Origin of the sequence: Desemzia incerta, from assembly GCF_900115825.1 — a bacterium.
GTDB classification, from domain to species: Bacteria; Bacillota; Bacilli; order Lactobacillales; family Carnobacteriaceae; genus Desemzia; species Desemzia incerta.
The window spans coordinates 75,697-100,940 of the sequence record NZ_FOXW01000007.1 but is presented as its reverse complement, the minus strand read 5'-3'; the positions used below and the strand labels follow the sequence as shown (position 1 = coordinate 100,940).

40 protein-coding genes are annotated in these 25,244 nt (G+C 39.1%); 3 read left to right on the top strand and 37 right to left on the bottom strand.

Annotation, left to right across the window (positions count from 1 at the left end; translation table 11 throughout):
* The first annotated feature begins 58 nt into the window (after positions 1–58).
* The 3 genes from BM137_RS09520 to BM137_RS09510 all read left to right on the top strand — a co-directional run bounded on the left by BM137_RS09520 (position 59) and on the right by BM137_RS09510 (position 3,607).
* On the top strand, positions 59–1,096 hold the full coding sequence (locus tag BM137_RS09520; protein ID WP_092480935.1) for a YeiH family protein: 1,038 nt from the start codon (positions 59–61) through the stop codon (positions 1,094–1,096).
* Positions 1,097–1,590: 494 nt separating this feature from the next.
* Complete coding sequence (locus BM137_RS09515; protein ID WP_092480934.1) at positions 1,591–2,418, top strand: sulfurtransferase; 828 nt, start codon at positions 1,591–1,593, stop codon at positions 2,416–2,418.
* Positions 2,419–2,581: 163 nt separating this feature from the next.
* Positions 2,582–3,607, top strand: coding sequence for a serine hydrolase domain-containing protein (locus BM137_RS09510; RefSeq protein WP_092480933.1), 1,026 nt, complete (start codon positions 2,582–2,584; stop codon positions 3,605–3,607).
* A gap of 306 nt (positions 3,608–3,913) precedes the next feature.
* On the opposite strand, the gene rpsI is transcribed toward BM137_RS09510, so the two are convergent.
* The 37 genes from rpsI to BM137_RS09325 all read right to left on the bottom strand — a co-directional run bounded on the left by rpsI (position 3,914) and on the right by BM137_RS09325 (position 25,240).
* Positions 3,914–4,306 carry a 30S ribosomal protein S9 gene (rpsI, locus tag BM137_RS09505; protein ID WP_092480932.1) on the bottom strand — a complete coding sequence of 131 codons (393 nt, stop codon included), beginning with the start codon at positions 4,304–4,306 and terminating at the stop codon, positions 3,914–3,916.
* A 13-nt stretch (positions 4,307–4,319) separates the two neighbouring features.
* Entirely contained in the window at positions 4,320–4,766 is a 447-nt protein-coding gene (gene rplM / locus BM137_RS09500; RefSeq protein ID WP_092480931.1) for a 50S ribosomal protein L13, read from the bottom strand.
* 213 nt (positions 4,767–4,979) lie between these two features.
* The gene (locus BM137_RS09495; protein WP_092480930.1) at positions 4,980–5,366 is read right to left on the bottom strand and encodes a hypothetical protein; all 387 of its coding nucleotides are present in this window, start codon (positions 5,364–5,366) and stop codon (positions 4,980–4,982) included.
* 21 nt (positions 5,367–5,387) lie between these two features.
* On the bottom strand, positions 5,388–6,191 hold the full coding sequence (gene truA, locus BM137_RS09490) for a tRNA pseudouridine(38-40) synthase TruA (RefSeq protein ID WP_092480929.1): 804 nt from the start codon (positions 6,189–6,191) through the stop codon (positions 5,388–5,390).
* A 588-nt stretch (positions 6,192–6,779) separates the two neighbouring features.
* Positions 6,780–7,577 carry an energy-coupling factor transporter transmembrane component T family protein gene (locus BM137_RS09485; protein WP_092480928.1) on the bottom strand — a complete coding sequence of 266 codons (798 nt, stop codon included), beginning with the start codon at positions 7,575–7,577 and terminating at the stop codon, positions 6,780–6,782.
* Positions 7,574–8,476, bottom strand: a complete 903-nt coding sequence (locus BM137_RS09480) for an energy-coupling factor ABC transporter ATP-binding protein (RefSeq protein WP_092480972.1) — start codon at positions 8,474–8,476, stop codon at positions 7,574–7,576. Before BM137_RS09480 ends, BM137_RS09485 begins: the two co-directional genes overlap by 4 nt.
* Positions 8,452–9,291 (bottom strand): energy-coupling factor ABC transporter ATP-binding protein, encoded by an 840-nt coding sequence (locus tag BM137_RS09475; protein WP_092480927.1) that lies wholly within the window; start codon positions 9,289–9,291, stop codon positions 8,452–8,454. The genes BM137_RS09480 and BM137_RS09475 overlap by 25 nt, the downstream gene beginning before the upstream one ends.
* A gap of 484 nt (positions 9,292–9,775) precedes the next feature.
* Positions 9,776–10,156: a 50S ribosomal protein L17 gene (rplQ, locus tag BM137_RS09470; protein WP_092480926.1), complete on the bottom strand. Its 381-nt coding sequence runs from the start codon at positions 10,154–10,156 to the stop codon at positions 9,776–9,778.
* Positions 10,157–10,186: 30 nt separating this feature from the next.
* Complete coding sequence (locus BM137_RS09465) at positions 10,187–11,131, bottom strand: DNA-directed RNA polymerase subunit alpha (protein ID WP_092480925.1); 945 nt, start codon at positions 11,129–11,131, stop codon at positions 10,187–10,189.
* Positions 11,132–11,207: 76 nt separating this feature from the next.
* Positions 11,208–11,594, bottom strand: coding sequence for a 30S ribosomal protein S11 (gene rpsK / locus BM137_RS09460; RefSeq protein ID WP_092480924.1), 387 nt, complete (start codon positions 11,592–11,594; stop codon positions 11,208–11,210).
* Positions 11,595–11,619: 25 nt separating this feature from the next.
* Positions 11,620–11,985 (bottom strand): 30S ribosomal protein S13, encoded by a 366-nt coding sequence (rpsM, locus tag BM137_RS09455; RefSeq protein WP_092480923.1) that lies wholly within the window; start codon positions 11,983–11,985, stop codon positions 11,620–11,622.
* A 27-nt stretch (positions 11,986–12,012) separates the two neighbouring features.
* Complete coding sequence (gene rpmJ / locus BM137_RS09450; protein ID WP_034299928.1) at positions 12,013–12,126, bottom strand: 50S ribosomal protein L36; 114 nt, start codon at positions 12,124–12,126, stop codon at positions 12,013–12,015.
* Positions 12,127–12,160: 34 nt separating this feature from the next.
* Positions 12,161–12,379 carry a translation initiation factor IF-1 gene (gene infA, locus BM137_RS09445; protein ID WP_092480922.1) on the bottom strand — a complete coding sequence of 73 codons (219 nt, stop codon included), beginning with the start codon at positions 12,377–12,379 and terminating at the stop codon, positions 12,161–12,163.
* A gap of 265 nt (positions 12,380–12,644) precedes the next feature.
* Complete coding sequence (locus BM137_RS09440) at positions 12,645–13,298, bottom strand: adenylate kinase (protein WP_092480921.1); 654 nt, start codon at positions 13,296–13,298, stop codon at positions 12,645–12,647.
* Positions 13,299–13,356: 58 nt separating this feature from the next.
* Complete coding sequence (secY, locus tag BM137_RS09435) at positions 13,357–14,649, bottom strand: preprotein translocase subunit SecY (RefSeq protein WP_092480920.1); 1,293 nt, start codon at positions 14,647–14,649, stop codon at positions 13,357–13,359.
* Positions 14,649–15,089: a 50S ribosomal protein L15 gene (gene rplO / locus BM137_RS09430; RefSeq protein WP_092480919.1), complete on the bottom strand. Its 441-nt coding sequence runs from the start codon at positions 15,087–15,089 to the stop codon at positions 14,649–14,651. Before rplO ends, secY begins: the two co-directional genes overlap by 1 nt.
* 47 nt (positions 15,090–15,136) lie before the next feature.
* Positions 15,137–15,316 carry a 50S ribosomal protein L30 gene (rpmD, locus tag BM137_RS09425; protein ID WP_092480918.1) on the bottom strand — a complete coding sequence of 60 codons (180 nt, stop codon included), beginning with the start codon at positions 15,314–15,316 and terminating at the stop codon, positions 15,137–15,139.
* Between the two features lie 17 nt (positions 15,317–15,333).
* A complete protein-coding gene (rpsE, locus tag BM137_RS09420; RefSeq protein WP_092480917.1) occupies positions 15,334–15,834 on the bottom strand; it encodes a 30S ribosomal protein S5 in 501 nt (166 codons plus the stop codon).
* Positions 15,835–15,854: 20 nt separating this feature from the next.
* Complete coding sequence (gene rplR, locus BM137_RS09415; RefSeq protein ID WP_280521798.1) at positions 15,855–16,220, bottom strand: 50S ribosomal protein L18; 366 nt, start codon at positions 16,218–16,220, stop codon at positions 15,855–15,857.
* Positions 16,221–16,256: 36 nt separating this feature from the next.
* Entirely contained in the window at positions 16,257–16,793 is a 537-nt protein-coding gene (rplF, locus tag BM137_RS09410; RefSeq protein ID WP_092480915.1) for a 50S ribosomal protein L6, read from the bottom strand.
* A gap of 31 nt (positions 16,794–16,824) precedes the next feature.
* Positions 16,825–17,223, bottom strand: a complete 399-nt coding sequence (rpsH, locus tag BM137_RS09405) for a 30S ribosomal protein S8 (protein ID WP_092480914.1) — start codon at positions 17,221–17,223, stop codon at positions 16,825–16,827.
* 32 nt (positions 17,224–17,255) lie between these two features.
* Positions 17,256–17,441, bottom strand: a complete 186-nt coding sequence (locus BM137_RS09400) for a type Z 30S ribosomal protein S14 (protein ID WP_092480913.1) — start codon at positions 17,439–17,441, stop codon at positions 17,256–17,258.
* Between the two features lie 17 nt (positions 17,442–17,458).
* Positions 17,459–17,998 carry a 50S ribosomal protein L5 gene (gene rplE / locus BM137_RS09395; RefSeq protein ID WP_092480912.1) on the bottom strand — a complete coding sequence of 180 codons (540 nt, stop codon included), beginning with the start codon at positions 17,996–17,998 and terminating at the stop codon, positions 17,459–17,461.
* A 27-nt stretch (positions 17,999–18,025) separates the two neighbouring features.
* Complete coding sequence (rplX, locus tag BM137_RS09390) at positions 18,026–18,334, bottom strand: 50S ribosomal protein L24 (protein ID WP_092480911.1); 309 nt, start codon at positions 18,332–18,334, stop codon at positions 18,026–18,028.
* A 35-nt stretch (positions 18,335–18,369) separates the two neighbouring features.
* Entirely contained in the window at positions 18,370–18,738 is a 369-nt protein-coding gene (gene rplN / locus BM137_RS09385; RefSeq protein ID WP_092480910.1) for a 50S ribosomal protein L14, read from the bottom strand.
* Between the two features lie 55 nt (positions 18,739–18,793).
* Positions 18,794–19,060 (bottom strand): 30S ribosomal protein S17, encoded by a 267-nt coding sequence (rpsQ, locus tag BM137_RS09380; protein WP_092480909.1) that lies wholly within the window; start codon positions 19,058–19,060, stop codon positions 18,794–18,796.
* A 27-nt stretch (positions 19,061–19,087) separates the two neighbouring features.
* Complete coding sequence (gene rpmC, locus BM137_RS09375) at positions 19,088–19,282, bottom strand: 50S ribosomal protein L29 (protein WP_092480908.1); 195 nt, start codon at positions 19,280–19,282, stop codon at positions 19,088–19,090.
* Entirely contained in the window at positions 19,272–19,706 is a 435-nt protein-coding gene (rplP, locus tag BM137_RS09370; RefSeq protein WP_092480907.1) for a 50S ribosomal protein L16, read from the bottom strand. Before rplP ends, rpmC begins: the two co-directional genes overlap by 11 nt.
* A gap of 1 nt (position 19,707) precedes the next feature.
* Positions 19,708–20,364: a 30S ribosomal protein S3 gene (gene rpsC / locus BM137_RS09365; RefSeq protein WP_092480906.1), complete on the bottom strand. Its 657-nt coding sequence runs from the start codon at positions 20,362–20,364 to the stop codon at positions 19,708–19,710.
* Between the two features lie 3 nt (positions 20,365–20,367).
* Positions 20,368–20,724 (bottom strand): 50S ribosomal protein L22, encoded by a 357-nt coding sequence (rplV, locus tag BM137_RS09360; protein WP_092480905.1) that lies wholly within the window; start codon positions 20,722–20,724, stop codon positions 20,368–20,370.
* A 21-nt stretch (positions 20,725–20,745) separates the two neighbouring features.
* Positions 20,746–21,024: a 30S ribosomal protein S19 gene (gene rpsS, locus BM137_RS09355; RefSeq protein WP_092480904.1), complete on the bottom strand. Its 279-nt coding sequence runs from the start codon at positions 21,022–21,024 to the stop codon at positions 20,746–20,748.
* A gap of 52 nt (positions 21,025–21,076) precedes the next feature.
* Positions 21,077–21,910 (bottom strand): 50S ribosomal protein L2, encoded by an 834-nt coding sequence (gene rplB / locus BM137_RS09350; protein WP_092480903.1) that lies wholly within the window; start codon positions 21,908–21,910, stop codon positions 21,077–21,079.
* A gap of 32 nt (positions 21,911–21,942) precedes the next feature.
* On the bottom strand, positions 21,943–22,230 hold the full coding sequence (gene rplW / locus BM137_RS09345; RefSeq protein ID WP_092480902.1) for a 50S ribosomal protein L23: 288 nt from the start codon (positions 22,228–22,230) through the stop codon (positions 21,943–21,945).
* A complete protein-coding gene (gene rplD / locus BM137_RS09340) occupies positions 22,230–22,853 on the bottom strand; it encodes a 50S ribosomal protein L4 (RefSeq protein ID WP_092480901.1) in 624 nt (207 codons plus the stop codon). The genes rplW and rplD overlap by 1 nt, the downstream gene beginning before the upstream one ends.
* 26 nt (positions 22,854–22,879) lie before the next feature.
* The gene (rplC, locus tag BM137_RS09335; RefSeq protein WP_092480900.1) at positions 22,880–23,512 is read right to left on the bottom strand and encodes a 50S ribosomal protein L3; all 633 of its coding nucleotides are present in this window, start codon (positions 23,510–23,512) and stop codon (positions 22,880–22,882) included.
* A 29-nt stretch (positions 23,513–23,541) separates the two neighbouring features.
* Positions 23,542–23,850 (bottom strand): 30S ribosomal protein S10, encoded by a 309-nt coding sequence (gene rpsJ, locus BM137_RS09330; RefSeq protein WP_143084253.1) that lies wholly within the window; start codon positions 23,848–23,850, stop codon positions 23,542–23,544.
* A gap of 367 nt (positions 23,851–24,217) precedes the next feature.
* Positions 24,218–25,240, bottom strand: a complete 1,023-nt coding sequence (locus BM137_RS09325; RefSeq protein ID WP_092480899.1) for a branched-chain amino acid aminotransferase — start codon at positions 25,238–25,240, stop codon at positions 24,218–24,220.
* Positions 25,241–25,244 lie beyond the last annotated feature (4 nt).

Sequence of the window (25,244 nt, the reverse complement as noted above, 5' to 3'; positions counted from 1 at the left end):
TTATTTTATACAATCTTCGGTATACCATAATACTATAAATATTTGGAGGAGGTTTAACATGCGCGCAAAGTTCAAAAGAAGCTATACTATTTTACCCGGTCTTCTAATCAGTGTTTTGATCTCATTAATCAGCCAATATCTATCTGCCCTTCTGCCAAATTTAGGAGCAGCACTGATCGCAATTTTTTTAGGAATTTTGTTGGGAAATACTTTTTTAAACAAGCCTTATTTTAAAAGAGGAACTAAATTTTCTGAAAAATCCCTCTTAGAATGGTCGATCGTGTTAAATGGAATAATCTTAGATTTTCAAATCATCAAGCAAGTTGGTTTTACTGGATTTATTTTTGTTATTCTTCAAATGGTTTTGACGATTTTATTCGCTTATTGGATCGGTCGAACTATGAAGTTCAATAAAAAAATGTCTTTGTTGATGGGTGCCGGCAATGCAGTCTGCGGCTCTTCTGCTATTGGTACTGTCTCTCCGATAATTGGTGCCGATAAGAAAGATAAAGCCATGTCCATCACTATAGTTAATGTAACAGGAACCATATTGATGGTCTCACTGCCTATTCTCGCTTCTGTTCTGTACCACAACGAAGTCGTTCAAACATCAGCTTTGATTGGAGGTACGATCCAATCCATAGGACAAGTCGTTGCTTCAGCTAAATTGGTGAGTATGGACGTCACTAATCTGTCTATAGTATTCAAACTTATGAGAGTACTCCTTATCATCGGAGTAGCCTTATCCTTCAGTAAACTAAACACTAAAGAGGAAGAACCGCTATTTTCTAAATCAGCAGTTGATTCCACATCTGCTGATTTGAAAAAAAATACAAACCTATTGACTATTCCCTGGTTTATTGTAGGATTTTTCATTTTATTCTTGCTTAGAAGTTTTCTACCCTTACCTTCTTTCGTGATTCACAGTTCCGAAGTCATCAGTAATCAATTTGAGATTACTGCTTTAGCTGCAATTGGTCTTCAGGTCAAGTTCTCTGATATCTTGAAAGAAGGGCCTCGTACCATGTTATATGGCTTACTGATCGGCTGCTTCCAAATTATTCTAGCAATTGGTTTGATTTTTTGGCTGTTCTAGTTTAGGTAACAATAATTCAAAATAAGCAGCGACTGATATCAGCCGCTGCTCTTTCTTTTGAATTCACTTTTTTTACCACCCTATTGATGTGAAACTAAACACTCTCAGCGAATGAAATAACAGAGCTAATTAACATAATAATACAATTGTTTTTCAGGACTGATTACCTTAAAAGACCCGTCAGTACATTTGAGGGAACTGCTTTTCCTAAGTATTCTTATTTTAAAAGTATACTCAATCATTTTTAGGCATAAAAAAAACAGAATGAAACTATTCTCTTTTTGATATCAACTAAACCCCATCAAAATATCCAAATAAATTATTTTTTTAATATTTCAATATGTAATTTTACATTCTTCATTGAATCAGACATAATAAAGCATGAAGTAACAAAATAGTTTGCATTCTCAGGACATCTTTTCTCTATAGTTTTAAGCGTTAAAATATCTTACATATCTATTATTCTAAATACATCGTTCATTCAGGAGGATTTTATGAAAAATTTCGTTACACAAACATGGTTATTAGAGAATTATTCAAATGACAATTTAATCATACTTGATGCCCGAGCAGAATTAAATGATCCAAAAGCCGGATATCATCAATATAAAAAAGGACACCTCAAAAGAGCTCAATTCGTCTCTTTAGAAGATACTATGACTGGAAAAGTCAGCGAGCACGGTGGTCGGCATCCTTTACCAGATATGGAAGTATTTATTAAGGAAATGATGCAGCTGGGTATTTCTGATTCTTCCACAGTTATCATTTATGATGATGGGAAACTGGCAATGGCAGGCAGATTGTGGTGGTTGTTAAAATATGCTGGCAAAGCTAAAGTGTTTTTATTAGAAGGCGGTATAAAACAATGGGTCGATAATGGGTTAGAAATGACTACTGATATTGTAGAACCGCAATCTTCTGGGACTTTAAGCTTGAATTTAAATGAATCCATGATTGCAGAATTTTCTGAAGTAAAGACTGCTGTTGACTTAGAGCAAACAGCCATAATCGATTCCAGAGCGTACGAACGGTATTCTGGACAAGTGGAACCCTTAGATAGATTGCCTGGACACATTCCTAGTGCTTTAAACTATCCTTGGATGGAGTTGGTTAATGAAGGTACTATAGCAGACAACCAAAAGATAAACGAAAAGTTCAAGTCTCTGGAAGAATATGAAGATATTATCGTTCACTGCGGATCTGGAATAACCGGGACAGTAAATGTGTTATTTATGGAAGAAGCTGGATTAAAACCGAGGTTATATCCAGGAGGCTACAGTGACTGGGTCAGTTACGAAAACAATCCAGTGGTAAGAGACTGAAAACCAATGGCTTATTTTTGAAAGAGTTCCATCTAAATGCTATGCTCAAAATAATAAAGGAGGAGATGAATATGATTCGTTATCAAATGTGAAGAAGGTCCTAGAATGTGTTTTAACATGCAGCTGATTTTTTGCAAAAAAACACATTCAGGGGGAATAAAAAATGGATCATCAAATCAACAGAACTAATCTGTTCGAAAAACAACAGGAACTTCAATTCTCTGGAAGCATTCACGTTCGTAAAAGTGGTAAAACCATCAGTACAGAGGGATTTGGCTATGCAAACCGCTCCGATAAAATTGCAAATCAACCTCACACTCGTTTTTCGATTGCATCTGGCAGCAAGATTTTTACGTCTATTGCGATTTGCAAGTTGGTGGAAGAAGGCAAGCTCACATTTGACACGAAAATCATGGATTGTTTGGATATTGATTTCCCGCATTTTGATAAAGACATCACCATCCATCATTTACTAATGCATACTTCTGGTGTGCCAGATTATTTTGACGAAGATGAAATGGATGATTACGAAATGCTCTGGGAAAACGTGCCAATGTATCGTATTCGTTGTGTTGAAGACTTTTTGCCCATGTTCCAATATGAAAAAATGCAGGACAAAGTAGGAAGTCCTTTTGAATACAATAATACAGGCTTTATTATTTTAGGACTTGTTATTGAGTCTGTCAGTGGGATGAATTTTACTGACTATATCGAACAAAATATCTTCCAAACAGTTGGCATGATTGGTTCAGGATACTTTTCAATGGACGAACTGCCTGAGAGCACTTCAATCGGGTATATAGAAAAACCTGATGGTACGTGGAAATCAAATATTTATTCTCTACCTGCCAAAGGCGGGCCTGATGGTGGTGCTTATGTTACAGCAACTGATATGGGGATATTTTGGGAAGCTTTAATGAATGGGAAATTGTTATCAGAAGACATGACTCGCCTATTATTGACTCCTCAAGAAAACGTTGTAGAAGACATCTTTTACGGTTACGGCGGGTATATGGAATCAAATGAACAGGGTGTCGTAAAATATATACAAATGGGCTATGATCCAGGAGTGAATTATCGTGCTGTTTATTATCCAGATCAAGATCTTACCATCATTGTTTGCTCCAATCATTCAGAAGGTGCTTATGAGATGCTTAAGGAAGTAGAGCGTTTAATAGTAAATAACTAGAGTGTCAATCAGGGCTGATTCTGTTATTAGTCCTGATTTTTTAATGTGTTGGTCTTAGTCACGATTACATCTCCTTAAATCCTTTTATTCCATATAATAATGCACTTAGACTAATTGATATAACTTTGATTACAGTATTGATAAAGTAAATTAACGTTTTGAGCAACGCTCCCTCCGCTCGCCTTGTACTACATCCGTACATCACTGCGTTCTTACGGCTGAAGCAAATTGAGAGCGACAATTTTCGCATACGAAAAAAGAGAACTGCCATATAGGCAATTCTCTTTGATAAAATATATCGTAAAATTAACGTTTTGAAAATTGGCTAGCTTTACGAGCTTTCTTAAGACCTGGTTTTTTACGTTCTTTCATACGTGGGTCACGTGTTAATAGACCAGCTGATTTTAATGGAGAACGGAAAGAAGGGTCAACTTCTAACAACGCGCGTGCGATACCGTGACGAGCTGCTCCAGCTTGTCCAGCGTATCCACCACCATTAACGTTGATCAAGATATCGTAGCTTCCTGTAGTTTCAGTTACTTCTAAAGGTTGTTTTACGATAACGTGTAAACTTTCGTATGGAAGATATTCTGCAATATCTTTGTTATTGAAAATGATGTTACCAGTACCTGGTACTAGGCGTACACGTGCAGTTGAGTTTTTACGACGTCCTGTTGCGCTATATTGTACTTGTGCCAATGAAATTCCCTCCTTAAATTAAGTTTGTGATGTCTAAAGTTTTTGGTTGTTGTGCTTGATGGTTGTGTTCTGAACCACCATAAACGTGTAATTTCATGCCTTGTTTGCGGCCTAAAGTGTTTTTAGGAAGCATACCTTTTACAGACAATTCAATTAATTTACGAGAGTCTTTAGCACGTAGGTCACCAGCAGAGATTTGTTTCAATCCACCTGGGTTTCCATCGATGTTACGAGAATAGATTTTGTCAGTTGCTTTTTTACCAGTTAATTTGACTTTATCAGCATTGATTACAATTACAAAGTCCCCTGTATCTACATGAGGAGTAAAAGTTGGTTTATTTTTTCCGCGTAAGAAAGTTGCAACTACGGTAGATAGACGTCCTAATGGAATATCAGTAGCATCTATTACATACCAGTTACGTTCTACTTCGCTTGGTTTAGCCATATAAGTTGTACGCACGTTAATTTCCTCCATTTTCTTCTGTTTGTTTGATGCACAATAAGTTTCCGGGGCTCATCATGGGGCAAACAATACCATATAATATCTTACCTTTTTTTCAATCCTTTGTCAATAAAACGCGAAATAAAATCCGGCAAATCTGCAAGTTTTTTTCACTCTGCTACTTTTAGTTCACATTTAAAAACTCGGGATTCTGTTCAGCTCTTTTTTACTTTAAGATGCCGGCACCGTTTCATCAATCAACACTTCATTTTGTTCCAGATCAATGACTTTCAATTGCTTCTCATCTTTAACCAAAATGCTCTTATACACTTGTTTCTCTTCATTGGTGAAGATGAGGATTCGAGTACCGGGATTATCTGAGACGATGTATCCAGTTAACTCTGTCAGTTCGATAGTTTCTTGAATTGCCGTTGTCTCCGGATATTCCGTTAGATCATCAATCACTTCAGCTTCATTCAATTCTTCTTTTGAAACACTTTCTTCTACTGCGTCTTCACTGCTGACTATTGCAGTAGAATCCTGCTCTGAATCAGTTTGTTGTTCTGTACTGCATCCTGCTAATAAACCTAACGTCAAAAGTAATATCAGTAATTTCATATTGATTTCCTACCTCACTTTTTATTCAGCATCTTCCGTTTGCTCGAAGATCGTTCCTTTAGTCGCTTCTCGTTTGTCATAATATGTCTGCATCATATACAATCCATGAGCTGCGGCAGTCGGTCCAGCTTGGTTGCGGTCTTTAGCTTCTAATATCCGTTTCATGTCATCTGCAGGACGCAAGCCGTTCGCAATTTGCAATAGAGTACCGACGAAAATGCGGACCATATTGTATAGAAAGCCGTTCCCTCTAAAGGTAAAAATGATTTCTCCGTTCAATTCGTCTCGTTCGACTTTCGCTTCATAGACGGTCCGGACTTTGTCTTCTTTGCCGCTGTTGCTGGCACAGAAACTTGTGAAGTCATGTTTCCCTACAATAACCGCCAAAGCCTCTTCTAAGGCCTCCATATCGATCCTGTACGGGTGATGCAGCGCGTATAGTCGTTTAAACGGAGTCATGACTTCGTTGATGTCCACTCGGTACTGGTATTTCTTTCCAGCAGAAGAGTACTGCGCATGGAAGCTTTCATCCACCACTTCTACTTGATAAATAGCAATCTCATCTGTCGTCAAGCTGTTCAATGCGCGTTTCATATTTTCAGGCGGCAAATGGACTGGGTAATCAAAATGGATGACTTGCGCTTTGGCGTGAACACCTGAATCCGTGCGACCGGCACTGCGCAACTTGATTTCTTCTCCTTTTGTCATAATTTTTAAAGCTTTTTCGATGTCCTCTTGGACAGTTCGTCCATTTGGCTGGATCTGGAACCCGACGAACTGGCTTCCATCGTACTGCAACGTCACTTTATAGCGGTAGCTTGTCATTTGCTGTCTCCTAACTTGAAAATTGATTACTTTTATACTTTATAAAGGGATTGACTTCGTTTTACGTTCCTTTTTTCCTCTATTTCAGCCCATAACGGCACGCAAATTTTACTTGCGTGTCATTTTTATTCTTTTTACTCTCATTAGGGAACGCAATCCCCTCTTGCGTTACTTTTTCTACGATTTATTGCTGATTAGGGAACGTAAAACTGCTGGTTGCTTCTTTTACCTACATTTATAAGTTTATACGACATTTGATGTTTGTAAGCAAAATCTAAGTTTTTTTTTTTAATCCACTCCTAGAAATTTCAGGAGGAATATGGGTGGCTTGTAGCCATGAAGAAGGATGCAATGAGAATTACTTAGTGTGCGGCTTCAGCCGTTACAATAAGTTTGAAGCTTGCAAGTCTTGAGACGCTCTTTGGCTCAAGGCGGTCCCATGGCTCTCACTTAGTCACCCATAGACCGAAGGGGATTTCTTTGACAACACTACCGGAAAAATTACTTTACCAATATATCCAAAAAAAATGCCTCACACAACGCTTCGTTGGAAGTGACTGTGGTGAGGCATCTTTAAATTCAAACGATTTAAGTTCTTAATAAGACCAGTGCACCAGTCATCAATACGAATACGGCCATTACAAGCGTGTCAGAAGCGCTCCAGTCCAGTTTACGGAACTTGGTACGTCCTTCTCCGCCGCTGTAGCCTCGTGCTTCCATAGCGGTCGCTAATTCTTCAGCACGGTTGAATGAACTCACAAATAATGGGATCAACAATGGTACGATAGCTTTCATTTGCTGGAAGACATTTCCTTCTCCGAAATCTACCCCACGTGCTCGCTGCGCATTCATGATCTTCTCTGTCTCGTCCATCAATGTAGGAACGAATCGAAGCGCAATAGAGAGCATCAATGCGATTTCGTAAACAGGAACCTTCAAAGCTGTCAAAGGACGCATAAGGTACTCTAATGCATCTGTCAGCGATAAAGGCATTGTCGTCAGCGTCAAGAGTGTCGACATGAAGATGATCAACACAAAACGGCAGAAAATGAATACCCCGTTCATCAATCCTTGAGAGGTTATCATCAAAATGCCCCACTGGAAGTAAACTTCTCCTCCCCCAGTAAACAGCACTTGGAGAATAACGGTAAATAGGATCAGCCAGATCATCGGTTTTATCCCGTTGATAAAGAAACTCATTTTGATTTCTGATAACAGTACAGCAGTTAAGACAAAAATGAATAAGGTCAGATACGTTTGCCAGTTATTTGCTAAGAAGATAACAAAAATAAAGAAAATCGTACTCAATAATTTCGCTCTCGGGTCTAAGCGGTGAATCCAAGAATTACCTGGAATGTAACGCCCAAAGATCAATTTCTCCATCATTTGGCATCACCGCCTTCAAAAGGGTTCAAACCAGCAGCAGTTTTCCGATTCAGTTCAGCAACCAATTTGTCTGCCAATTCTTCTGTCGTCAATGGGATCTCGCCTAATTGAAGACCGATACGTTCTTCTAAACGGCTGGCAAAAGATACTGTTGCCGGAACATCCAATTGTTTGCTTTCCAACCAAGCTTCGTCTTTAAAGATCTCACGCGGAGCACCTTCTTTAACGACAGTCCCATTTTCAAGGATGATCATATGGTTGGCGTAATTCGCTACGTCTTCCATTTGATGCGTTACGAGTACGATCGTGATGCCTTGCTCTTTATACAAGCTGTAGAACATCTCCATCATCTCGGTACGTCCTTTAGGATCTAAGCCGGCTGTTGGTTCGTCTAGGACCAATACTTCCGGTTCCATCGCCAACACACCTGCGATTGCCACACGGCGCATTTGTCCGCCTGACAGATCAAATGGAGAACGTTCCATATACGTTTCGTCTAGCCCGACTAACGGCAGCATACGCTTCGCGATCTCAATGCCTTCTTCTTCTGTTGCACCAAAGTTCTTCGGACCAAACGCAATATCTTTTGCGATCGTTTCTTCGAACAATTGAGCTTCAGGGAACTGGAACACGATCCCGACTTTTTTACGGATGCCTTTTAAGTTTTTATTGTTTGTGGTTGAAATGATTTCCCGATCGCCGATGATCACTTTGCCTTCAGTGGGTTTATTCAAGGCGTTCAAGTGACGAAGAATCGTCGACTTTCCGCTTCCTGTATGCCCAACGAGTGCTGTGTAGCTGCCTTGTTTGATATCAAAGTCGATATCATATAAAGCACGGCTTTCGAATGGTGAGCCTTTTTGGTATGTGTACCCTACTTTTTCGAAAGTAATGTCCATAACCATTCCACCATCCCTTCTTCAGTTAAATAAGTTTCGGGAACTGTAATGCCTCTTTCTTCTAAAGCCACTTTCAGCTTTTCAGGAAAAGGAAGGTCCAATCCCATATCGATCAGCTGGTCGCCATTAGAAAAGATCTCTTGCGGAGTTCCTTCTTTCACTAGTTTGCCAGCTTGCATCACTAGGATTCGATTCGCATTTGCAGCTTCGTCGATATCATGAGTGATCGAAATAACAGTCAGGTTTTCTTTCTCTTTAATGCGTTGGACAGTCTCAATAACTTCTTGACGTCCCTGCGGATCCAGCATGCTTGTTGCTTCATCCAAGATGATGATCTTAGGGGCGATCGCAACAACTCCGGCAATAGCCACACGTTGTTTTTGTCCGCCAGAAAGACGCGCCGGTTCTCTCTCTTTGAAATCCAGCATCTTAACTTGCGCTAATGCAGATTCTACTCGCTGAACCATTTCGTCTCTTGGGACCGCTTGATTTTCCAACCCAAAAGCGACATCGTCTTGAACCGTAGATCCGACGAATTGGTTGTCAGGGTTTTGGAAGACCATCCCTACTTTTTCACGGATGCTCCAGATATTTTCTTCTGTCAGCGGCAATTGATCAATAAAGACTTCTCCGCTGTCAGGAGCAATCAGTCCGTTGATCGTTTTTGCCAACGTCGACTTCCCTGAGCCGTTAGGTCCAATGATCGCTATCCATTCGCCTTCTTCGATCTCTAAAGAAACCCCATTCAGAGCAGGTCTTTGATCCGTTTCATTGTAAGTATATACTAGATTATTTAATGTAATGATTTTATTCATAGCTAACTCCCCGCGTATTCTTTTAGGCTGCAAATCAGTTCTCATACTCATTTGTAGTAAAGATGGTTCTATCCAGACTAGTCGGCTGTTATCCCAGCTTAACCGCAGTCTGTCATCTCTCATAGCCCATTACGTTATTCTACGTTACATTATACTATACAGACCTGTTCATTTTATAGAGTATCTGAGAAATTCGTTCATTTAGTCTTTTTAGTTTAAAGTAACTGAAAAATAAAGATAAACTTATTTTCCAGCTGCTTTAAAATAAAAAAAATCACTTTTATTGATGAATGTACCTCTCTTAGAGAACTGATTCTCTAAGAGAAGTTTAGAGCTAGACTAGAAAGACGGATCTTTCATCATCATAACACTCCGTTTCATACATCTAAAAAGTGAACGTCATTTATTACCATATTATTTAACCATCTGTCTAAACGCGAACGTTTTTGACAAATGGCTAAATCTGAAGTACTCAATAGTTGAATTAAACTAATTCAATAACAACCATTGGAGCACCATCACCGCGACGGTTTTCAGTTTTCAAAATACGAGTGTATCCACCTTGACGTTCAGTATAACGTGGTGCAATGTCCCCGAATAATTTTTGTAAAGCTGATTGTACGACGATTGCATCTTCTTCTTCTTTAACAGAAGCAACTTCGTTACGAACGAAAGCAGCTGCTTGACGACGAGCATGCAAATCTCCGCGTTTTCCTAAAGTAATCATTTTCTCAGTCGTTTTGCGAACTTCTTTAGCGCGAGCTTCAGTAGTTACAATACGTTCGTTGATGATTAAGTCAGAAGTTAAGTCACGTAACATAGCTTTACGTTGAGAGCTTGTACGTCCTAATTTACGGTAACCCATTGTATATTATCCTCCCTTGATACAGTACGACTAGTCATCGTGGCGTAAGCTTAAATCTAGTTCATTCAATTTGAATTTAACTTCTTCAAGTGATTTACGTCCAAGATTACGTACCTTAATCATTTCAGCTTCTGATTTGTCAGTTAATTCCTGTACGGTATTAATTCCAGCACGTTTCAAACAGTTGTATGAACGTACAGACAAATCAAGTTCTTCTATTGTCATTTCAAGTTTTTTCTCTTTTTGAGTCTCTTCTTTTTCCACCATGATTTCCACTTTACGTGTTTCATCCGTTAGATTTACGAAGATATTCAAATGCTCTGTAAGAATACGTGCAGCTAAACTAACTGCTTCTTCAGGGCTAATTGAACCGTCTGTCCATACATCAAGTGTCAGTTTATCAAAAGTATCCTTTTGACCAACACGAGTATTTTCGACTTGGTAGTTCACACGACTAACTGGGGTGTAAATTGAATCGACTGGCAATACACCAATTGGCATATCGTCTTTTTTATTGTGTTCAGCTCTTGCATAACCTCTACCTTTTTTAGCTGTCATACGAACATGGAAATGTCCGCCTTCAGATACAGTACAGATATACAAGTCAGGGTTTAAGATTTCAACATCACTATCGAAAATGATGTCTGCTGCTGTTACCACTGCAGGGCCTTTCACATCGATTTCAATCGTCTTGTCCTCTTCAGAGTATAATTTGAGTGCCAATTTTTTAATATTTAAGATGATTGCTGTAACATCCTCAACAACACCATCAATAGTAGAAAATTCATGTAAAACACTGTCAATTTGAATATTTGTTACAGCTGCTCCCGGAAGAGAAGACAATAATATACGACGCAAGGAATTTCCTAACGTAGTTCCATACCCGCGTTCAAGTGGTTCTACAACGAATTTACCAAACTTGGCATCATCGCTGATCTCAATCGTTTCAATTCTTGGCTTTTCAATTTCGATCATTCTGCTATTTACCCCTTTCAAAACGTTAAGTTCATGTTATCGAGTGCAAACCTACAAAAAATGAAGCAGCTCTCAATTAAACACGACGGCGTTTTGGAGGGCGGCATCCATTATGAGGAATTGGAGTTACGTCACGAATAGCTGTAACTTCTAAACCTGTTGCTTGCAACGAACGAATTGCTGCTTCACGACCTGAACCAGGACCTTTAACTGCAACTTCGACTGTTTTCATTCCATTTTCCATACTTACTTTAGCTGCTGCTTCAGCTGCTAATTGAGCTGCAAATGGAGTTGATTTTTTTGATCCGCGGAAACCTAGTGATCCTGCTGATGACCATGAAATTGCGTTTCCATGAGTATCAGTAATCATTACAATAGTATTATTGAATGTTGAACGGATATGAGCTACTCCGCTCTCAATATTCTTTTTCGCACGACGTTTGCGTTGAACTTTTCTTGCCATTAAGGTTTACCTCCTTACTTCTTAATTATTTTTTCTTACCTGCAATTGCCTTAGCTGGGCCTTTACGAGTACGTGCATTATTTTTCGTGTTTTGTCCACGAACTGGTAATCCACGACGGTGACGCATGCCTCGGTATGAACCAATATCAATCAAACGTTTGATATTTTGGCTTACTTCACGACGAAGATCTCCTTCTAATTTCAATTTGTCCACTTCCACACGGATAGCGTCTAATTGATCGTTGGTTAGATCGCGTACGCGAACATCTTCTGATACACCAGCTGCTGCTAAAACATCGCTAGCTGTTTTTTTACCGATTCCATATATATAAGTTAGAGAAATTACTACACGTTTGTCACGTGGAATATCTACACCTGCAATACGAGCCATTACAATTACACCTCCTAATATTTTATATTATCCTTGACGTTGTTTATGTTTTGGATTTTCACAAATGACCATTACCCGACCATTACGGCGGATAACTTTACATTTATCACACATTTTTTTAACTGATGGTCTTACTTTCATGAACTAACCCTCCTATTTTAGTGACGGAGTGCAATTATTTAAAGCGGTAAGTTATACGTCCACGTGATAAATCATATGGAGATAACTCAACTGTAACTTTATCCCCTGGTAATATACGAATGTAATTCATACGAATCTTACCGGAAACATGCGCCAATACAATATGGCCATTTTCAAGTTCAACTTTAAAACTTGCATTTGGCAAAGTTTCAACGACTGTTCCTTCAATTTCTATGACATCGTCTTTCGCCACGCCTAGTACCTCCTTTAGTTTTTTCGCTTCTAACACGCGATAAACAGTGAGCGCGATCTTGCCCCCACTTGTTTTCATCTTAACTTATAGATTATAACACAACAAAAAAGCATTTTAAAGTCAATACCTTTAATATTATAGCATAACCCAAATTCTTCTACAAGTTTCTCAAAAATCATTTATTGACTTTTTTGAACAAATGTGAAGTTTATTTGCTTAAAAAACAAATAAAAGAAAAGATGGATTTTGTAATAAATGGTAAAGATTATTTGCTTTGATCAATGACTGCTTTAATTGCAGCAAAAACATCTTTCACATCATCTTCGCCGTTTACGGTGTACAAAACCCCACGCTCTTTGTAGAAGTTCAAAAGAGGTTCTGTTAATTCAACGTTTACGTTTATACGATTCTCGACTGTTTCAGGTTTGTCATCTTCTCTTTGATAGAACTCATGCCCTCCGCAACGATCACACGTACCTTCAACTTGTGTCGGTTTATTCAGTTTGTGGTATGTTGCTCCACAATTGCTGCACATAAAACGACCAGTAAGTCTTTGCATTAAAATGTCTTTGTTCACTTCAATGTAAAAAACAGCATCGATTGGTTTGTTTAAGTTGTTGGTGATTTCTTCTAACGCTTCCGCTTGATTCAATGTACGAGGGAAACCATCTAAAAGAAATCCTCTTTCAGTGTCGGATTCAGCCAAACGTTCGTTGACGATTCCATTGGTTACTTCATCAGGTACTAAGTTTCCAGAATCCATAAAAGATTTTGCTTTTAGTCCTAATTCAGTTTGGTTTTCAACTGCAGCCCGGAACATATCTCCTGTTGAAATATGAGGTATTTGATAAGCATCTACAATTTGTTCTGCTTGCGTCCCTTTTCCTGCACCAGGAAGCCCCATTAAAATGAGATTCATCATTTTTCCTCCTTAAATGTAAGAATTAGTGCTGAGGAAAATCCTCAACACGTTCTTCTTATTGGATAAAGCCACGATAACTTCTTTTTGCAGTTTGTCCTTCTAGTTGTCTCATTGATTCAAGAGCCACACCTACTACAATTAGTAAACTGGTTCCGCCAAGAGCCACAGAAGAAGGTAAATTCCACAAGTTAGATGCAAGAATCGGTACCAAAGCAATAATGCCTAGATACAGTGCACCTATTGTACTTAATCGGACAAGAACTTTCGATAAATAATCTTGAGTTGCTTTTCCGGGGCGTACACTTGCGATATAACCACCCTGTTTTTGCAAGTTTTCGGAAACTTTCTCCGGATTAACTTGGATGAAGGCGTAGAAGTAAGTGAACACTACGATCAAGACCGTATAGATCACAGCTCCTATTGGTTCTTCCAAATTGAAAATTTGATTAAGCACTTGATACCAAGTCTCATTTCCAGAACTCTGACTAAAGAAACCTAAGATGGTTTGAGGAGTCATGATAAAGGAACTCGCAAAAATAACTGGAATAACACCAGCTGAATTTACTTTCAATGGTATATGGGCGCTTTGGTCATTAGACGAAACACGTTTAGAGTACTGTACTGAAATTTTGCGTCTGGCGTTTTCCATATAAACCACTGCAATCACTAAAAGGATAAACCCAATAGCAATCAACATGGAGAATAGGATCGCTTCTGTCATTTCAGAACCCGCATTTCGAATTTGAGTGTTGTAAAAATTGTAAAGGTCTGAAGGAACACGGGCAATGATACCTGAGAAGATGATCATTGAAGTGCCGTTCCCAAAACCATTAACAGTTATGAGCTCAGCTAACCATAAAACCATCATTGTTCCTGCAGTAAGAATAAGTGCAATGGACAGATATGTCGTCACACTTGGATTATTAACCAACCCTAAGTTTGTTAAGGCATTGAATCCATAGGATATACCGACCGCTTGTACAAACGCTAAAAAAATCGTCAAGTAACGAGTCACTTGATTCAATTTACGACGTCCAACTTCCCCTTGATCAGCCCACTCTGCAAATTTAGGAATAATATCCATTTGCAGCAATTGGACAACGATAGAGGCGGTGATATACGGAGAAACACCAAGCGCAAATATAGAATAGCTGCTAAGTGCTCCACCACCAAAGGTATTCAATAAGCTAAATAGTCCCGATGAAGATAAATCTCCCAACGCACTTGCATTCACGCCAGGAACCGTTATATGGGTTCCTAAACGAAAGAGAATCAAGATTCCTAGAGTGAAGAAAATTCTTCCTCTAATGTCCTTATCTTTAAATGCATCTTTTAGGACCTTTAACATTAAATCACCTCAACTGAACCGCCAGCAGCTTCGATTGCTTCTTTAGCTGCTTGGGAGAATTTATTTGCTTTAACAGTCAATTTACGTTCAATTGTTCCGTTTCCTAGCACTTTAATTCCTGATTTTTCGTCTTTGATGACTCCTGTTTCTACTAGTAAAGCTGGTGATACTTCAGTTCCGTCTTCAAAGCGGTTAAGTGTATCAAGATTAACAACAGCGTATTCTTTGCGGTTGATATTCGTGAATCCACGTTTTGGCAATGTACGGAATAAAGGTGTTTGTCCACCTTCAAAACCTAAACGAACGCCACCACCTGAACGTGCTTTTTGTCCTTTTTGACCACGACCTGAAGTTTTACCGTTACCAGAAGAAGTTCCGCGTCCTACACGGTTGCGTACTTTACGAGAACCCTCTGCAGGTTGTAATTCATGAAGTTTCATTATTTGGGCACCTCCTTCAATTTGAATCTTACGAAAGTTTACATTAATTAAACTTCTTTAACGTCCACTAAATGTGAAATTGTGTTAACCATACCTTTGATTGCTTCATTAGCAGGTTTAACTACAGTGCTGTTAGTCTTTTTAAGACCTAAAGCTTTAACTGTATCACGTTGATTTTGAGGACGTCCGATAACGCTACGTTTTAAAGTAATTTCTAAATTAGCCATTTCTTATTGTCCTCCTTTTATCCGATAATTTCTTCTACAGATTTACCGCGAAGTTTTGCAACTTCTTCAACGCGTTTTAATTGAGTTAATCCTTCGATTGTTGCACGTACCATATTGATTGGAGTGCTTGAACCTAATGATTTACTTGTTACGTCAGCAATACCAGCTAATTCCATTACGGCACGAACTGGACCACCAGCAGAAACTCCAGAACCTTCAATTGCAGGTTTGATTAAAACATTTCCACCGCTGTAGCGACCAACAACTTCATGAGGTACTGTTGAACCAGCTCTCGGTACTTCAATAAGATTTTTCTTAGCACTTTCAATTGCTTTACGGATAGCTTCTGGTACTTCTTGAGCTTTACCAGTACCAAATCCTACGTGTCCGTTTTTGTCTCCGACAACAACTAATGCAGCAAAACGTAAACGACGTCCACCTTTAACTACTTTAGTTACACGGTTGATTGTAACAACACGATCTTCTAATTCCATTGAGTTTGGATCGATGTATACCATGTGTGGTTTTCCTCCTTTTCTTAAAAGTCTAGTCCATTTTCGCGAGCAGCTTCAGCTAAAGCTTGAACACGGCCATGGTATAGGTATCCACCACGGTCAAAGACTACTTCTTTAATACCTTTTTCAACAGCACGGCTAGCAATTAATGCTCCGACAGCTGATGCTTGTTCTGTTTTTGATTCGCCTGAAACTTCTTTATCTAATGTAGATGCACTTGCGAGCGTGACACCCGCTACGTCGTCAATTACTTGAGCGTAGATATTCTTATTTGAACGGAATACGTTCAAACGTGGGCACTCAGCAGTACCAGAAATTTTAGCACGCACACGTCCATGTCTTTTTAGACGGACTTTGTTTTTGTCTGGTTTTGAAATCACAATTGTCACCTCTTTATTTTATTTGTAACGATTTAGGCTGCCAGGTTATTTACCTGTTTTACCTTCTTTACGACGAACGAATTCGTCAGTGTAACGAATACCTTTACCTTTGTAAGGCTCAGGAGGACGAACTGCGCGAATGTTAGCTGCAAGTTCTCCAACGTGTTCTTTGTTGATTCCTTTAACAATAATCTTAGTGTTTGAAGGAACTTCAACAGTTACGCCTTCTCTTGCTTCAAATTCAACTGGATGTGAAAGACCAACGTTCAATACAAGTTTGTTACCTTGTAATTGAGCTCGGTATCCAACCCCAATCAAATCTAAAGTTTTTTCAAATCCTTCAGTAACTCCAACAACCATGTTGTTAACGATGGCACGTGTAGTTCCGTGGATTGTACGGTGAGTTTTGCTGTCATCTGGACGGTCGAAAGAAATTTCGTTGTCAGAAACAGTCATTGTAATAGCTGGGCTTTTAGAGAAGTTTAGTTCTCCTTTAGGACCTTTAACAGTTACTACATCATCGTTTTGAGTAACTTCTACTCCAGCAGGAATAGTAATAACTTTATTTCCAATACGGCTCATAGCAGGGCACCTCCTTATTTAATCTTAAATATTACCAAACGTAAGCGAGTATTTCGCCACCGATATTTTTTGCTCTTGCTTCTTTGTCTGTAACGACGCCTTCTGAAGTTGATACGATCGCAATACCAAGTCCGTTAAGAACTTTAGGTACATCGCCAGCTTTAGCGTAAACACGCAAACCTGGTTTAGAGATACGTTTCAATCCAGTGATAACACGTTCGTTGTTTTGTCCATATTTTAAGAAAACACGGATAACGCCTTGTTTGTCGTCTTCAACAAATTCAACATTTTTTACAAAACCTTCACGTTTTAAAATGTTAGCAATATCTTTTTTAGATTTTGAAGCAGGTACTTCTAACGATTCGTGTCTAGCTGAGTTAGCGTTACGAACACGAGTTAGAAAATCTGCGATTGGATCAGTCATGACCATGATTTTTTAGCCTCCTTTTTGCGAGTTTCGTTTTACCAGCTTGCTTTTTTCATACCAGGAATTTCACCTTTATAGGCTAGTTCGCGTAAGCAAATACGGCAAAGTTTGAATTTGCGGTAAACTGAATGTGGACGACCACAGCGTTCACAACGAGTGTATTCTTGAGTTGAGAATTTAGCAGGGCGTTTACTTTTAGCAATCATTGATTTTTTAGCCACTATCTTCGCCTCCTATATTATTTTTGGAATGGCATTCCAAGTTGTGTTAATAATTCACGAGATTCTTCGTCAGTGTTAGCAGTAGTTACAATAACAATGTCCATTCCGCGAACTTTATCAACCATATCGTACTCAACCTCAGGGAAGATAAGTTGTTCTTTAACTCCTAGCGTGTAGTTACCACGTCCGTCGAAAGCTTTATTGCTCACACCGCGGAAGTCACGTACACGAGGAAGTGAAACAGAAACCAATTTGTCTAAGAAATCGTACATTCTGTCTCCACGTAATGTTACTTTAGTACCAATCGGCATACCTTCACGTAAACGGAAGCCAGCGATTGATTTTTTTGCTTTTGTGATTACTGGTTTTTGACCAGAAATTACTGTCAATTCATTAACAGCTTTGTCTAAGTTTTTAGTGTTAGATACAGCATCACCTACACCCATGTTGATAACGATCTTGTCAACTTTTGGAGTTTGCATGATTGATGTGTAGTTAAATTTTTCCATCATAGATGGAGTAATTTCTTTTTGATATTTTTCTTTAAGGCGGTTCATGAAGTTAGTCCCTCCTTCCTTAATATATTAGTTTAAAACTTCACCGGATTTTTTAGAAATACGTACTTTTTTACCATCTTCAACTTTGTAGCCAACGCGAGTTGGTTCACCTGTTGAAGCATCGATCAACATAACATTTGATACATGAACTGGAGCTTCGATTTCTAAGATCCCGCCATTTGGTTCAAATGATGATGGTTTTTGGTGTTTTTTCATAATGTTTACACCTTCAACGGTAACACGATTTTTCTTAGGAAATACAGCAGTAACTACGCCTTCTTTTCCTTTATCTTTACCAGTGATAACTTTAACTTTATCTCCTGTTTTAATAAACATATTTTTCTCGCACCTCCTTCGTGGATGGTTGGGTATTAAAGAACTTCTGGAGCCAATGAAACGATCTTCATGTAGTTGCTGTCGCGTAATTCACGAGCAACAGGTCCAAAGATACGAGTTCCTCTTGGGCTCTTGTCATCACGGATGATAACACAAGCATTTTCATCAAATTTAATGTAAGAACCGTCTGCACGACGAGCTCCTGTTTTTGTACGTACAATAACAGCTTTTACAACTTCACCTTTTTTGACAACGCCACCTGGTGTTGCATGTTTAACCGTACAAACAATTACATCACCAATGTTAGCAGTCTTACGGCCAGAACCACCTAGTACTTTAATAGTAAGTACTTCACGTGCTCCAGAGTTGTCAGCTACTTTTAAACGACTTTCTGATTGGATCACTTTCGTATCCTCCTTTCGGAATTAGAAACTTCATTTTTTTCAATTAGGGTATTTATTAGATAATGATTGACTCTTCTACGATTTCAACCAAACGGAAGTGTTTAGTTGCTGATAGTGGACGAGTTTCCATGATTTTAACGATATCGCCTAATTTTGCACTGTTGTTTTCATCATGTGCTTTATATTTTTTAGAGTATTTCATACGTTTACCGTATACTGGATGACGTTTTTGAGTATCAATTTGAACTACGATAGTTTTGTCCATTTTGTCAGAAACTACGCGTCCTTGATAAACTTTACGTTGATTACGTTCTTCAGTCATTCGTTAGCGACCTCCTTTATCGATCAACTATTTTTGTAATTCAGCTTGACGCAACGCAGTTTTGATGCGTGCGATAGATTTGCGAACTTCGCTCAATCTTGAAGTATTCTCTAACTGACCAGTAGCCAATTGGAATCTTAGATTGAATAATTCTTCTTTAAATTCTTTTTCTTTTTCAATCATTTCTGAAGTGGATAATTCTTTAAGTTCATTAGCCTTCATTAGATTCACCACCAATTTCTTCGCGTTTTACGAATTTCGTTTTGACTGGTAATTTGTGTGATGCTAAACGTAAAGCTTCACGAGCTACTTCTTCAGATACGCCGCCAACTTCAAACATGATTTTTCCACGTTTAACTGGTGAAACCCATCCTTCAGGAGCACCTTTACCAGAACCCATACGAACTCCGATAGCTTTAGATGTGTATGATTTGTGAGGGAAAATTTTGATCCATACTTTCCCGCCACGTTTCATGTAACGAGTCATAGCAATACGAGCAGCTTCAATTTGACGGTTTGTGATCCAGTGTGATTCTATAGCTTGTAAGCCGAATTCACCATAAGCGATTTCTTTACCGCCTTTAGCTTCTCCACGCATTTTACCTCTAAATTCACGACGGAATTTTACACGTTTAGGTACTAACATGTTATTTCCCTCCTTTCTCTGCATTCTTTTTAGCTGGTAATACTTCTCCACGGTAGATCCAAACTTTAACGCCTAGTTTACCGTAAGTAGTGTCAGCTTCTTCCCAAGCGTAATCGATGTCTGCACGCAATGTGTGCAATGGAACAGTTCCTTCAGAATGTGTCTCGCTACGAGCCATATCTGCACCGTTCAAACGACCAGAAACTTGAGTTTTGATACCTTTAGCTCCAGCACGCATTGTGCGTTGGATAGCTTGTTTTTGAGCGCGGCGGAAGGCTACACGATTTTCTAGTTGACGTGCGATTCCTTCTCCAACTAATTTTGCATCTAAATCAGGTTTTTTGATTTCCACGATGTTGATGTGAACACGTTTGCCTGATAATTCGTTTAATTTCTTACGTAAAGCATCTACTTCAGATCCACCTTTACCGATAACCATTCCTGGTTTAGCAGTGTGAATTGAGATATTTACACGGTTAGCAGCACGTTCAATTTCTACTAATGAAATTGATGCATCGCTAAGGTTTTTGAAGATGTATTCGCGAATAGCGATATCTTCATGCAAGTAAGCGCCGAATTCTTTTTCTGCATACCATTTAGAATCCCAGTCGCGGATGATACCTACACGCAAGCCTTTTGGATTAATTTTTTGACCCACAGATTAGCCCTCCTTTTTTTCTGATACCACGATAGTGATGTGGCTTGTACGTTTCATGATTGGTGAAGCTGAACCTTTAGCACGAGGACGGAAACGTTTCATCGTTGGTCCTTCGTCTACGAAGGCTTCGCTTACTACCAAGTTTTCAATGTTTAAATCATAGTTATGTTCTGCATTAGCAATAGCAGATTTCAATACTTTTTCGACTACTGGTGAAGCGCCGCGTGGAGTGAATTTCAAGATTGAAATTGCTTCTCCTACACTTTTACCTCTAATAAGATCGACAACTAAACGAACCTTACGAGCGGCAATGCGAACACTTTTAGCAGTAGATTTAGCTGCTGTAATTTGTTCTGACATGAGTAATCCTCCCCTCAAATATTAACGTTTAGTTTTCTTGTCATCCGCAGTATGTCCACGGTAAGTTCTTGTTGGTGCAAATTCACCTAATTTGTGTCCGACCATGTCTTCTTGTACATAAACAGGAACATGTTTCCGTCCATCGTATACCGCAATTGTGTGTCCAATAAAGTTCGGGAAAATTGTTGAACGACGAGACCAAGTTTTGATAACTGTTTTCTTCTCGCTAGCATCCATTGCTTCTACCTTTTTCATTAAGTGTTCATCGACGAAAGGTCCTTTTTTAAGACTACGACCCATAGTTGAACCTCCTTCCAGTTATGCAGCAAATTGGTTTTCCAATTCGCCTAGATTATTTTGTTTTACGACGACGTACGATTCGTTTGTTAGATCTAGCTTTTTTGTTACGTGTTTTCAATCCTAATGCAGGTTTACCCCATGGAGTTAATGGACCAGCATGTCCGATTGGAGCTTTACCTTCACCACCACCGTGTGGGTGATCGTTAGGGTTCATTACAGATCCACGAACAGTAGGGCGTTTACCCATCCAACGTGAACGTCCGGCTTTACCGATGTTGATCAATTCGTGTTGCTCGTTACCAACTTCACCGATTGTAGCACGGCAAGAAGCTAAGATTTGACGAACTTCGCCTGAACCTAAACGAACTAATACGTATTTACCTTCTTTACCCAAAACTTGAGCGCTTGTTCCAGCAGAACGAACTAATTGTCCACCTCTACCTGGTTTCAACTCAATATTGTGGATAACAGTACCAACTGGAATACTTGATAGAGGTAAAGCATTACCTACTTTAATATCAGCATTTTCTCCTGAAAGAATATGTTGCCCTACTTCAATTCCTTTTGGTGCAAGAATGTAAGTTTTGATCCCATCTGTATAGTGTACTAATGCAATATTAGCAGAACGGTTTGGATCATACTCAACAGTTTTTACGATACCGACAACATCGTCTTTATTACGTTTGAAGTCGATAACACGGTAGCTGCGTTTGTGCCCGCCACCTTGGTGACGTACAGTGATTTTACCAGCGTTGTTACGACCAGCCTTTTTTTTGTTAGGTTCTAGTAAAGTCTTTTCAGGTGTTGTAGATGTAATCTCTGAAAAGTCAGAACCTGTCATATTACGGCGGCCGTTAGTGGTAGGTTTGTACTTTTTAATCGCCACGTGATTTCCCTCCTATTTGATAGTATTTTGAATTATTCAGCTTCGAAAAATTCGATATCTTTTGAGTCTGCAGTTAAAGTTACTACAGCTTTACGACGTTTTTTAGTGTAACCAGAATATTTACCCATACGTTTCAATTTTCCACGTACGTTCATAACATTCACGTTTTTAACTTTTACGCCAAAGATTTCTTCAATTGCTTGTTTGATGTGAGTTTTGTTTGCGCGAACGTCAACTTCAAAAGTGTATTTTTTGCTGTCTTCAGCAAGCATAGCTTTTTCAGTGATCATCGGACGCAAGATTACTTCGCGTGCTTCCATTATTGAAGAGCCTCCTCTACTTTAGTTAGAGCAGTTTGTGTAAAAATCAATTTTTCATGAGCTACAACATCTAAAACTGTAACGTTGCTTGGAGATACTACTGTTACTCCTGGAAGGTTACGAGCTGATAATGCTGTAAAATCATTTCCGTCTTCTACAACTACTAATACTTTTGTATCAACGTTTAAATTGTTTAACACTTGTGCAAATTCTTTCGTTTTTGGTGCATCGAAGTTCAATGCATCTACAACGATTACGTTTTCGTCTGCTACTTTAGAAGAAAGAACAGATTTGATTGCTAAACGACGAACTTTTTTAGGAAGTTTGTAGCTGTAAGAACGAGGTGTAGGTCCAAAGACAACACCACCGCCACGCCATTGTGGTGAACGGATAGATCCTTGACGAGCACGTCCAGTACCTTTTTGTCTCCATGGTTTACGGCCACCGCCTCTTACTGCACTACGGTTTTTAACTTTGTGTGTTCCTTGTCTTAATGAAGCACGTTGCATGATGATTGCATCAAAAACAACATTTTCATTTGGTTCAATTCCGAAAATAGCATCGTTTAATGTAACTTCGCCATTTTGAGAACCGTCTTGTTTAAATAAGACTAATTTTGCCATTCCTTTGCTCCTCCTTTCTTCGATCTTTATTTAACTGCTTTAAGAGCAGTTCTGATTTGGATTAAGGATTTTTTAGCTCCAGGTACATTACCTTTAATTAAGATAACATTTTTTTCAGCGTCAACACGTACAATTTCAAGGTTTTGAATTGTTACACGGTTTCCACCCATACGACCTGGTAATAATTTACGTTTGAATACACGGTTAGGATCAACGGGACCCATAGAACCAGGACGACGGTGGTAACGAGATCCGTGAGACATTGGTCCACGAGATTGGCCATGGCGTTTAATAACACCTTGGAATCCTTTACCTTTTGTTGTCCCCGTTACATCAACGATGTCTCCGGCTTCAAATACTTCTACAGTTACTTCTTTTCCTACTTCGTATTCCCCTAGCTCAACATCGTCGAATTCACGTATGAAGCGCTTAGGAGTAGCATTTGCTTTTGCTACATGACCTTTAGCAGGTTTGTTTGACAATACTTCGCGTTTATCTTGGTAACCAAGTTGAACTGCTTCGTAGCCATCGTTTTCCATTGTTTTAAGTTGTAAAACAACGTTTGGAGTAGCTTCGATTACTGTTACAGGAATTAATTCCCCAGCTTCAGTAAACACTTGTGTCATACCTACTTTTTTTCCTAAGATTCCTTTGGTCATGAGTACACCTCCATTATTTTTAGTTTGTATTATAATTTAATTTCGATATCTACGCCTGATGGTAGATCAAGTTTTGTTAATGCATCAACAGTTTTTGGTGTTGGGTTAACAATGTCGATCACACGTTTGTGTGTACGCATTTCAAATTGCTCACGAGAGTCTTTGTATTTGTGAGTCGCACGGATCACAGTATATACACTTCTCTCAGTTGGTAATGGAATTGGACCAGACACGCTAGCACCAGTTCTCTTTGCTGTTTCTACAATTTTGTCCGCTGATTGATCCAAGATACGGTGTTCGTATGCTTTTAAACGGATACGGATTTTTTGTTTTGCCATAATTTTCCCTCCTTCGCCTATTCTTATAAAGTAGACATTGCTCCACGAAAATTTCCGACACACTCGCCGTGGCAAAGCGGCCGGGTGTATCGCAACCTCCCGTTTCTTAGCCATCGATTCCGAAATGAAATCGGGGTCTGTGCTTCTCTCTTTTAAATCAGCACCTTAAATAGTATAACGGAAATACAATACTAAATCAAGCATATTCCAACGTTTTTTTAAGTTTTCTGAAAAGTTTTTCGTTCACCTAATAAAAAACTACTATCTTATTTGTCAGCAATATTAAGATAGTAGCTTATTTAAAATTGTTTGTCTATCGATACAAATTTTTATTTCATAATTCCTTGCCAGATTTGGACATTTATTGTCACACTTTGACGATCCAGCCCTCTGGAGCTTCTACATCACCAAATTGGATTCCGACCAGTTCGTCATACAATCTTTTTGTCACAGGTCCTACTTCAGTCTCACTATAGAACACATGGAAGGTATCTCCATATTGAATACCGCCGATAGGAGAAATTACTGCTGCTGTTCCACAAGCCCCTGCTTCTTTAAATTGATCCAGCTGATCGATATAAACGTCCCCTTGCTCCACCGTTAATCCTAAACGATGTTCTGCCAGATGCAATAAAGAATATTTAGTGATACTCGGCAAAATAGATGGAGACTCAGGCGTGATGAACTTATCGTCTTTTGTGATTCCAAAGAAATTCGCTGCCCCTACTTCTTCTATTTTAGTATGAGTGATAGGGTCCAAATAAATCGCATCGCTGAATGCTCTTTTGTGCGCCTCTGCTCCAGGCAGTAAACTTCCTGCATAATTCCCGCCAACTTTCGCAGCACCAGTACCTCTGCCAGCTGCGCGATCGTAATCCGATACTAAGAAGTTTGTCGGTGTCAGTCCACCTTTGAAATAAGGACCGACCGGCATACAAAATACAGAGAAAATGTATTCTGAAGCAGGCTTAACTCCGATATTATCTCCAACACCTATTAGAAATGGTCGAATATATAATGTTCCGCCCGTTCCGTATGGAGGCAAATAATGTTCATTAGCTTTTACCACTTGTTTGACCGCATCTACGAATACATCAGTCGGCACTTCCGGCATCAGCAGACGGCGGCAGCTTCTTTGCATGCGTTTGGCGTTTTCTTCCGGTCTGAACAAATTGATATCTCCATCTTTTGTGCGATAAGCCTTCAATCCTTCAAAGCAAGATTGTCCATAGTGCAGCGCAGTTGAACCTTCACTGATATGTAATTGATTGTCTTCAGTCAATACACCGTTATCCCAATTTCCATCTTTCCAATGAGATAGGTAGCGTAAATCCGTTTTGATGTAATTAAACCCTAAATTTCCCCAGTCGATCGAAACTTCTTTTCCCATTTGA

Excerpts from the sequence above, each read along its gene's own strand:
- BM137_RS09520 (WP_092480935.1), top strand. The coding sequence starts at position 59 with ATGCGCGCAAAGTTCAAAAGAAGCTATACTATTTTACCCGGTCTTCTA.
- BM137_RS09515 (WP_092480934.1), top strand. The coding sequence starts at position 1,591 with ATGAAAAATTTCGTTACACAAACATGGTTATTAGAGAATTATTCAAAT.
- BM137_RS09510 (WP_092480933.1), top strand. The coding sequence starts at position 2,582 with ATGGATCATCAAATCAACAGAACTAATCTGTTCGAAAAACAACAGGAA.
- BM137_RS09495 (WP_092480930.1), bottom strand. The coding sequence starts at position 5,366 with ATGAAATTACTGATATTACTTTTGACGTTAGGTTTATTAGCAGGATGC.
- truA (WP_092480929.1), bottom strand. The coding sequence starts at position 6,191 with ATGACAAGCTACCGCTATAAAGTGACGTTGCAGTACGATGGAAGCCAG.
- BM137_RS09485 (WP_092480928.1), bottom strand. The coding sequence starts at position 7,577 with ATGATGGAGAAATTGATCTTTGGGCGTTACATTCCAGGTAATTCTTGG.
- BM137_RS09480 (WP_092480972.1), bottom strand. The coding sequence starts at position 8,476 with ATGGACATTACTTTCGAAAAAGTAGGGTACACATACCAAAAAGGCTCA.
- BM137_RS09475 (WP_092480927.1), bottom strand. The coding sequence starts at position 9,291 with ATGAATAAAATCATTACATTAAATAATCTAGTATATACTTACAATGAA.
- rplQ (WP_092480926.1), bottom strand. The coding sequence starts at position 10,156 with ATGGGTTACCGTAAATTAGGACGTACAAGCTCTCAACGTAAAGCTATG.
- BM137_RS09465 (WP_092480925.1), bottom strand. The coding sequence starts at position 11,131 with ATGATCGAAATTGAAAAGCCAAGAATTGAAACGATTGAGATCAGCGAT.
- rpsK (WP_092480924.1), bottom strand. The coding sequence starts at position 11,594 with ATGGCAAGAAAAGTTCAACGCAAACGTCGTGCGAAAAAGAATATTGAG.
- rpsM (WP_092480923.1), bottom strand. The coding sequence starts at position 11,985 with ATGGCTCGTATTGCAGGTGTAGATATTCCACGTGACAAACGTGTAGTA.
- rpmJ (WP_034299928.1), bottom strand. The coding sequence starts at position 12,126 with ATGAAAGTAAGACCATCAGTTAAAAAAATGTGTGATAAATGTAAAGTT.
- BM137_RS09440 (WP_092480921.1), bottom strand. The coding sequence starts at position 13,298 with ATGAATCTCATTTTAATGGGGCTTCCTGGTGCAGGAAAAGGGACGCAA.
- secY (WP_092480920.1), bottom strand. The coding sequence starts at position 14,649 with ATGTTAAAGGTCCTAAAAGATGCATTTAAAGATAAGGACATTAGAGGA.
- rplO (WP_092480919.1), bottom strand. The coding sequence starts at position 15,089 with ATGAAACTTCATGAATTACAACCTGCAGAGGGTTCTCGTAAAGTACGC.
- rpmD (WP_092480918.1), bottom strand. The coding sequence starts at position 15,316 with ATGGCTAATTTAGAAATTACTTTAAAACGTAGCGTTATCGGACGTCCT.
- rpsE (WP_092480917.1), bottom strand. The coding sequence starts at position 15,834 with ATGGTATACATCGATCCAAACTCAATGGAATTAGAAGATCGTGTTGTT.
- rplF (WP_092480915.1), bottom strand. The coding sequence starts at position 16,793 with ATGAGCCGTATTGGAAATAAAGTTATTACTATTCCTGCTGGAGTAGAA.
- rpsH (WP_092480914.1), bottom strand. The coding sequence starts at position 17,223 with ATGGTCATGACTGATCCAATCGCAGATTTTCTAACTCGTGTTCGTAAC.
- rplE (WP_092480912.1), bottom strand. The coding sequence starts at position 17,998 with ATGAACCGCCTTAAAGAAAAATATCAAAAAGAAATTACTCCATCTATG.
- rplX (WP_092480911.1), bottom strand. The coding sequence starts at position 18,334 with ATGTTTATTAAAACAGGAGATAAAGTTAAAGTTATCACTGGTAAAGAT.
- rpsQ (WP_092480909.1), bottom strand. The coding sequence starts at position 19,060 with ATGACTGAAGAACGTAATCAACGTAAAGTTTATCAAGGACGCGTAGTT.
- rpmC (WP_092480908.1), bottom strand. The coding sequence starts at position 19,282 with ATGAAGGCTAATGAACTTAAAGAATTATCCACTTCAGAAATGATTGAA.
- rplP (WP_092480907.1), bottom strand. The coding sequence starts at position 19,706 with ATGTTAGTACCTAAACGTGTAAAATTCCGTCGTGAATTTAGAGGTAAA.
- rplV (WP_092480905.1), bottom strand. The coding sequence starts at position 20,724 with ATGTCAGAACAAATTACAGCAGCTAAATCTACTGCTAAAAGTGTTCGC.
- rpsS (WP_092480904.1), bottom strand. The coding sequence starts at position 21,024 with ATGGGTCGTAGTCTTAAAAAAGGACCTTTCGTCGATGAACACTTAATG.
- rplW (WP_092480902.1), bottom strand. The coding sequence starts at position 22,230 with ATGGAAGCACGCGAAGTAATCTTGCGTCCGATGATCACTGAAAAAGCT.
- rplD (WP_092480901.1), bottom strand. The coding sequence starts at position 22,853 with ATGGCAAAATTAGTCTTATTTAAACAAGACGGTTCTCAAAATGGCGAA.
- rplC (WP_092480900.1), bottom strand. The coding sequence starts at position 23,512 with ATGACCAAAGGAATCTTAGGAAAAAAAGTAGGTATGACACAAGTGTTT.
- rpsJ (WP_143084253.1), bottom strand. The coding sequence starts at position 23,850 with ATGGCAAAACAAAAAATCCGTATCCGTTTAAAAGCATACGAACACCGT.
- BM137_RS09325 (WP_092480899.1), bottom strand. The coding sequence starts at position 25,240 with ATGGGAAAAGAAGTTTCGATCGACTGGGGAAATTTAGGGTTTAATTAC.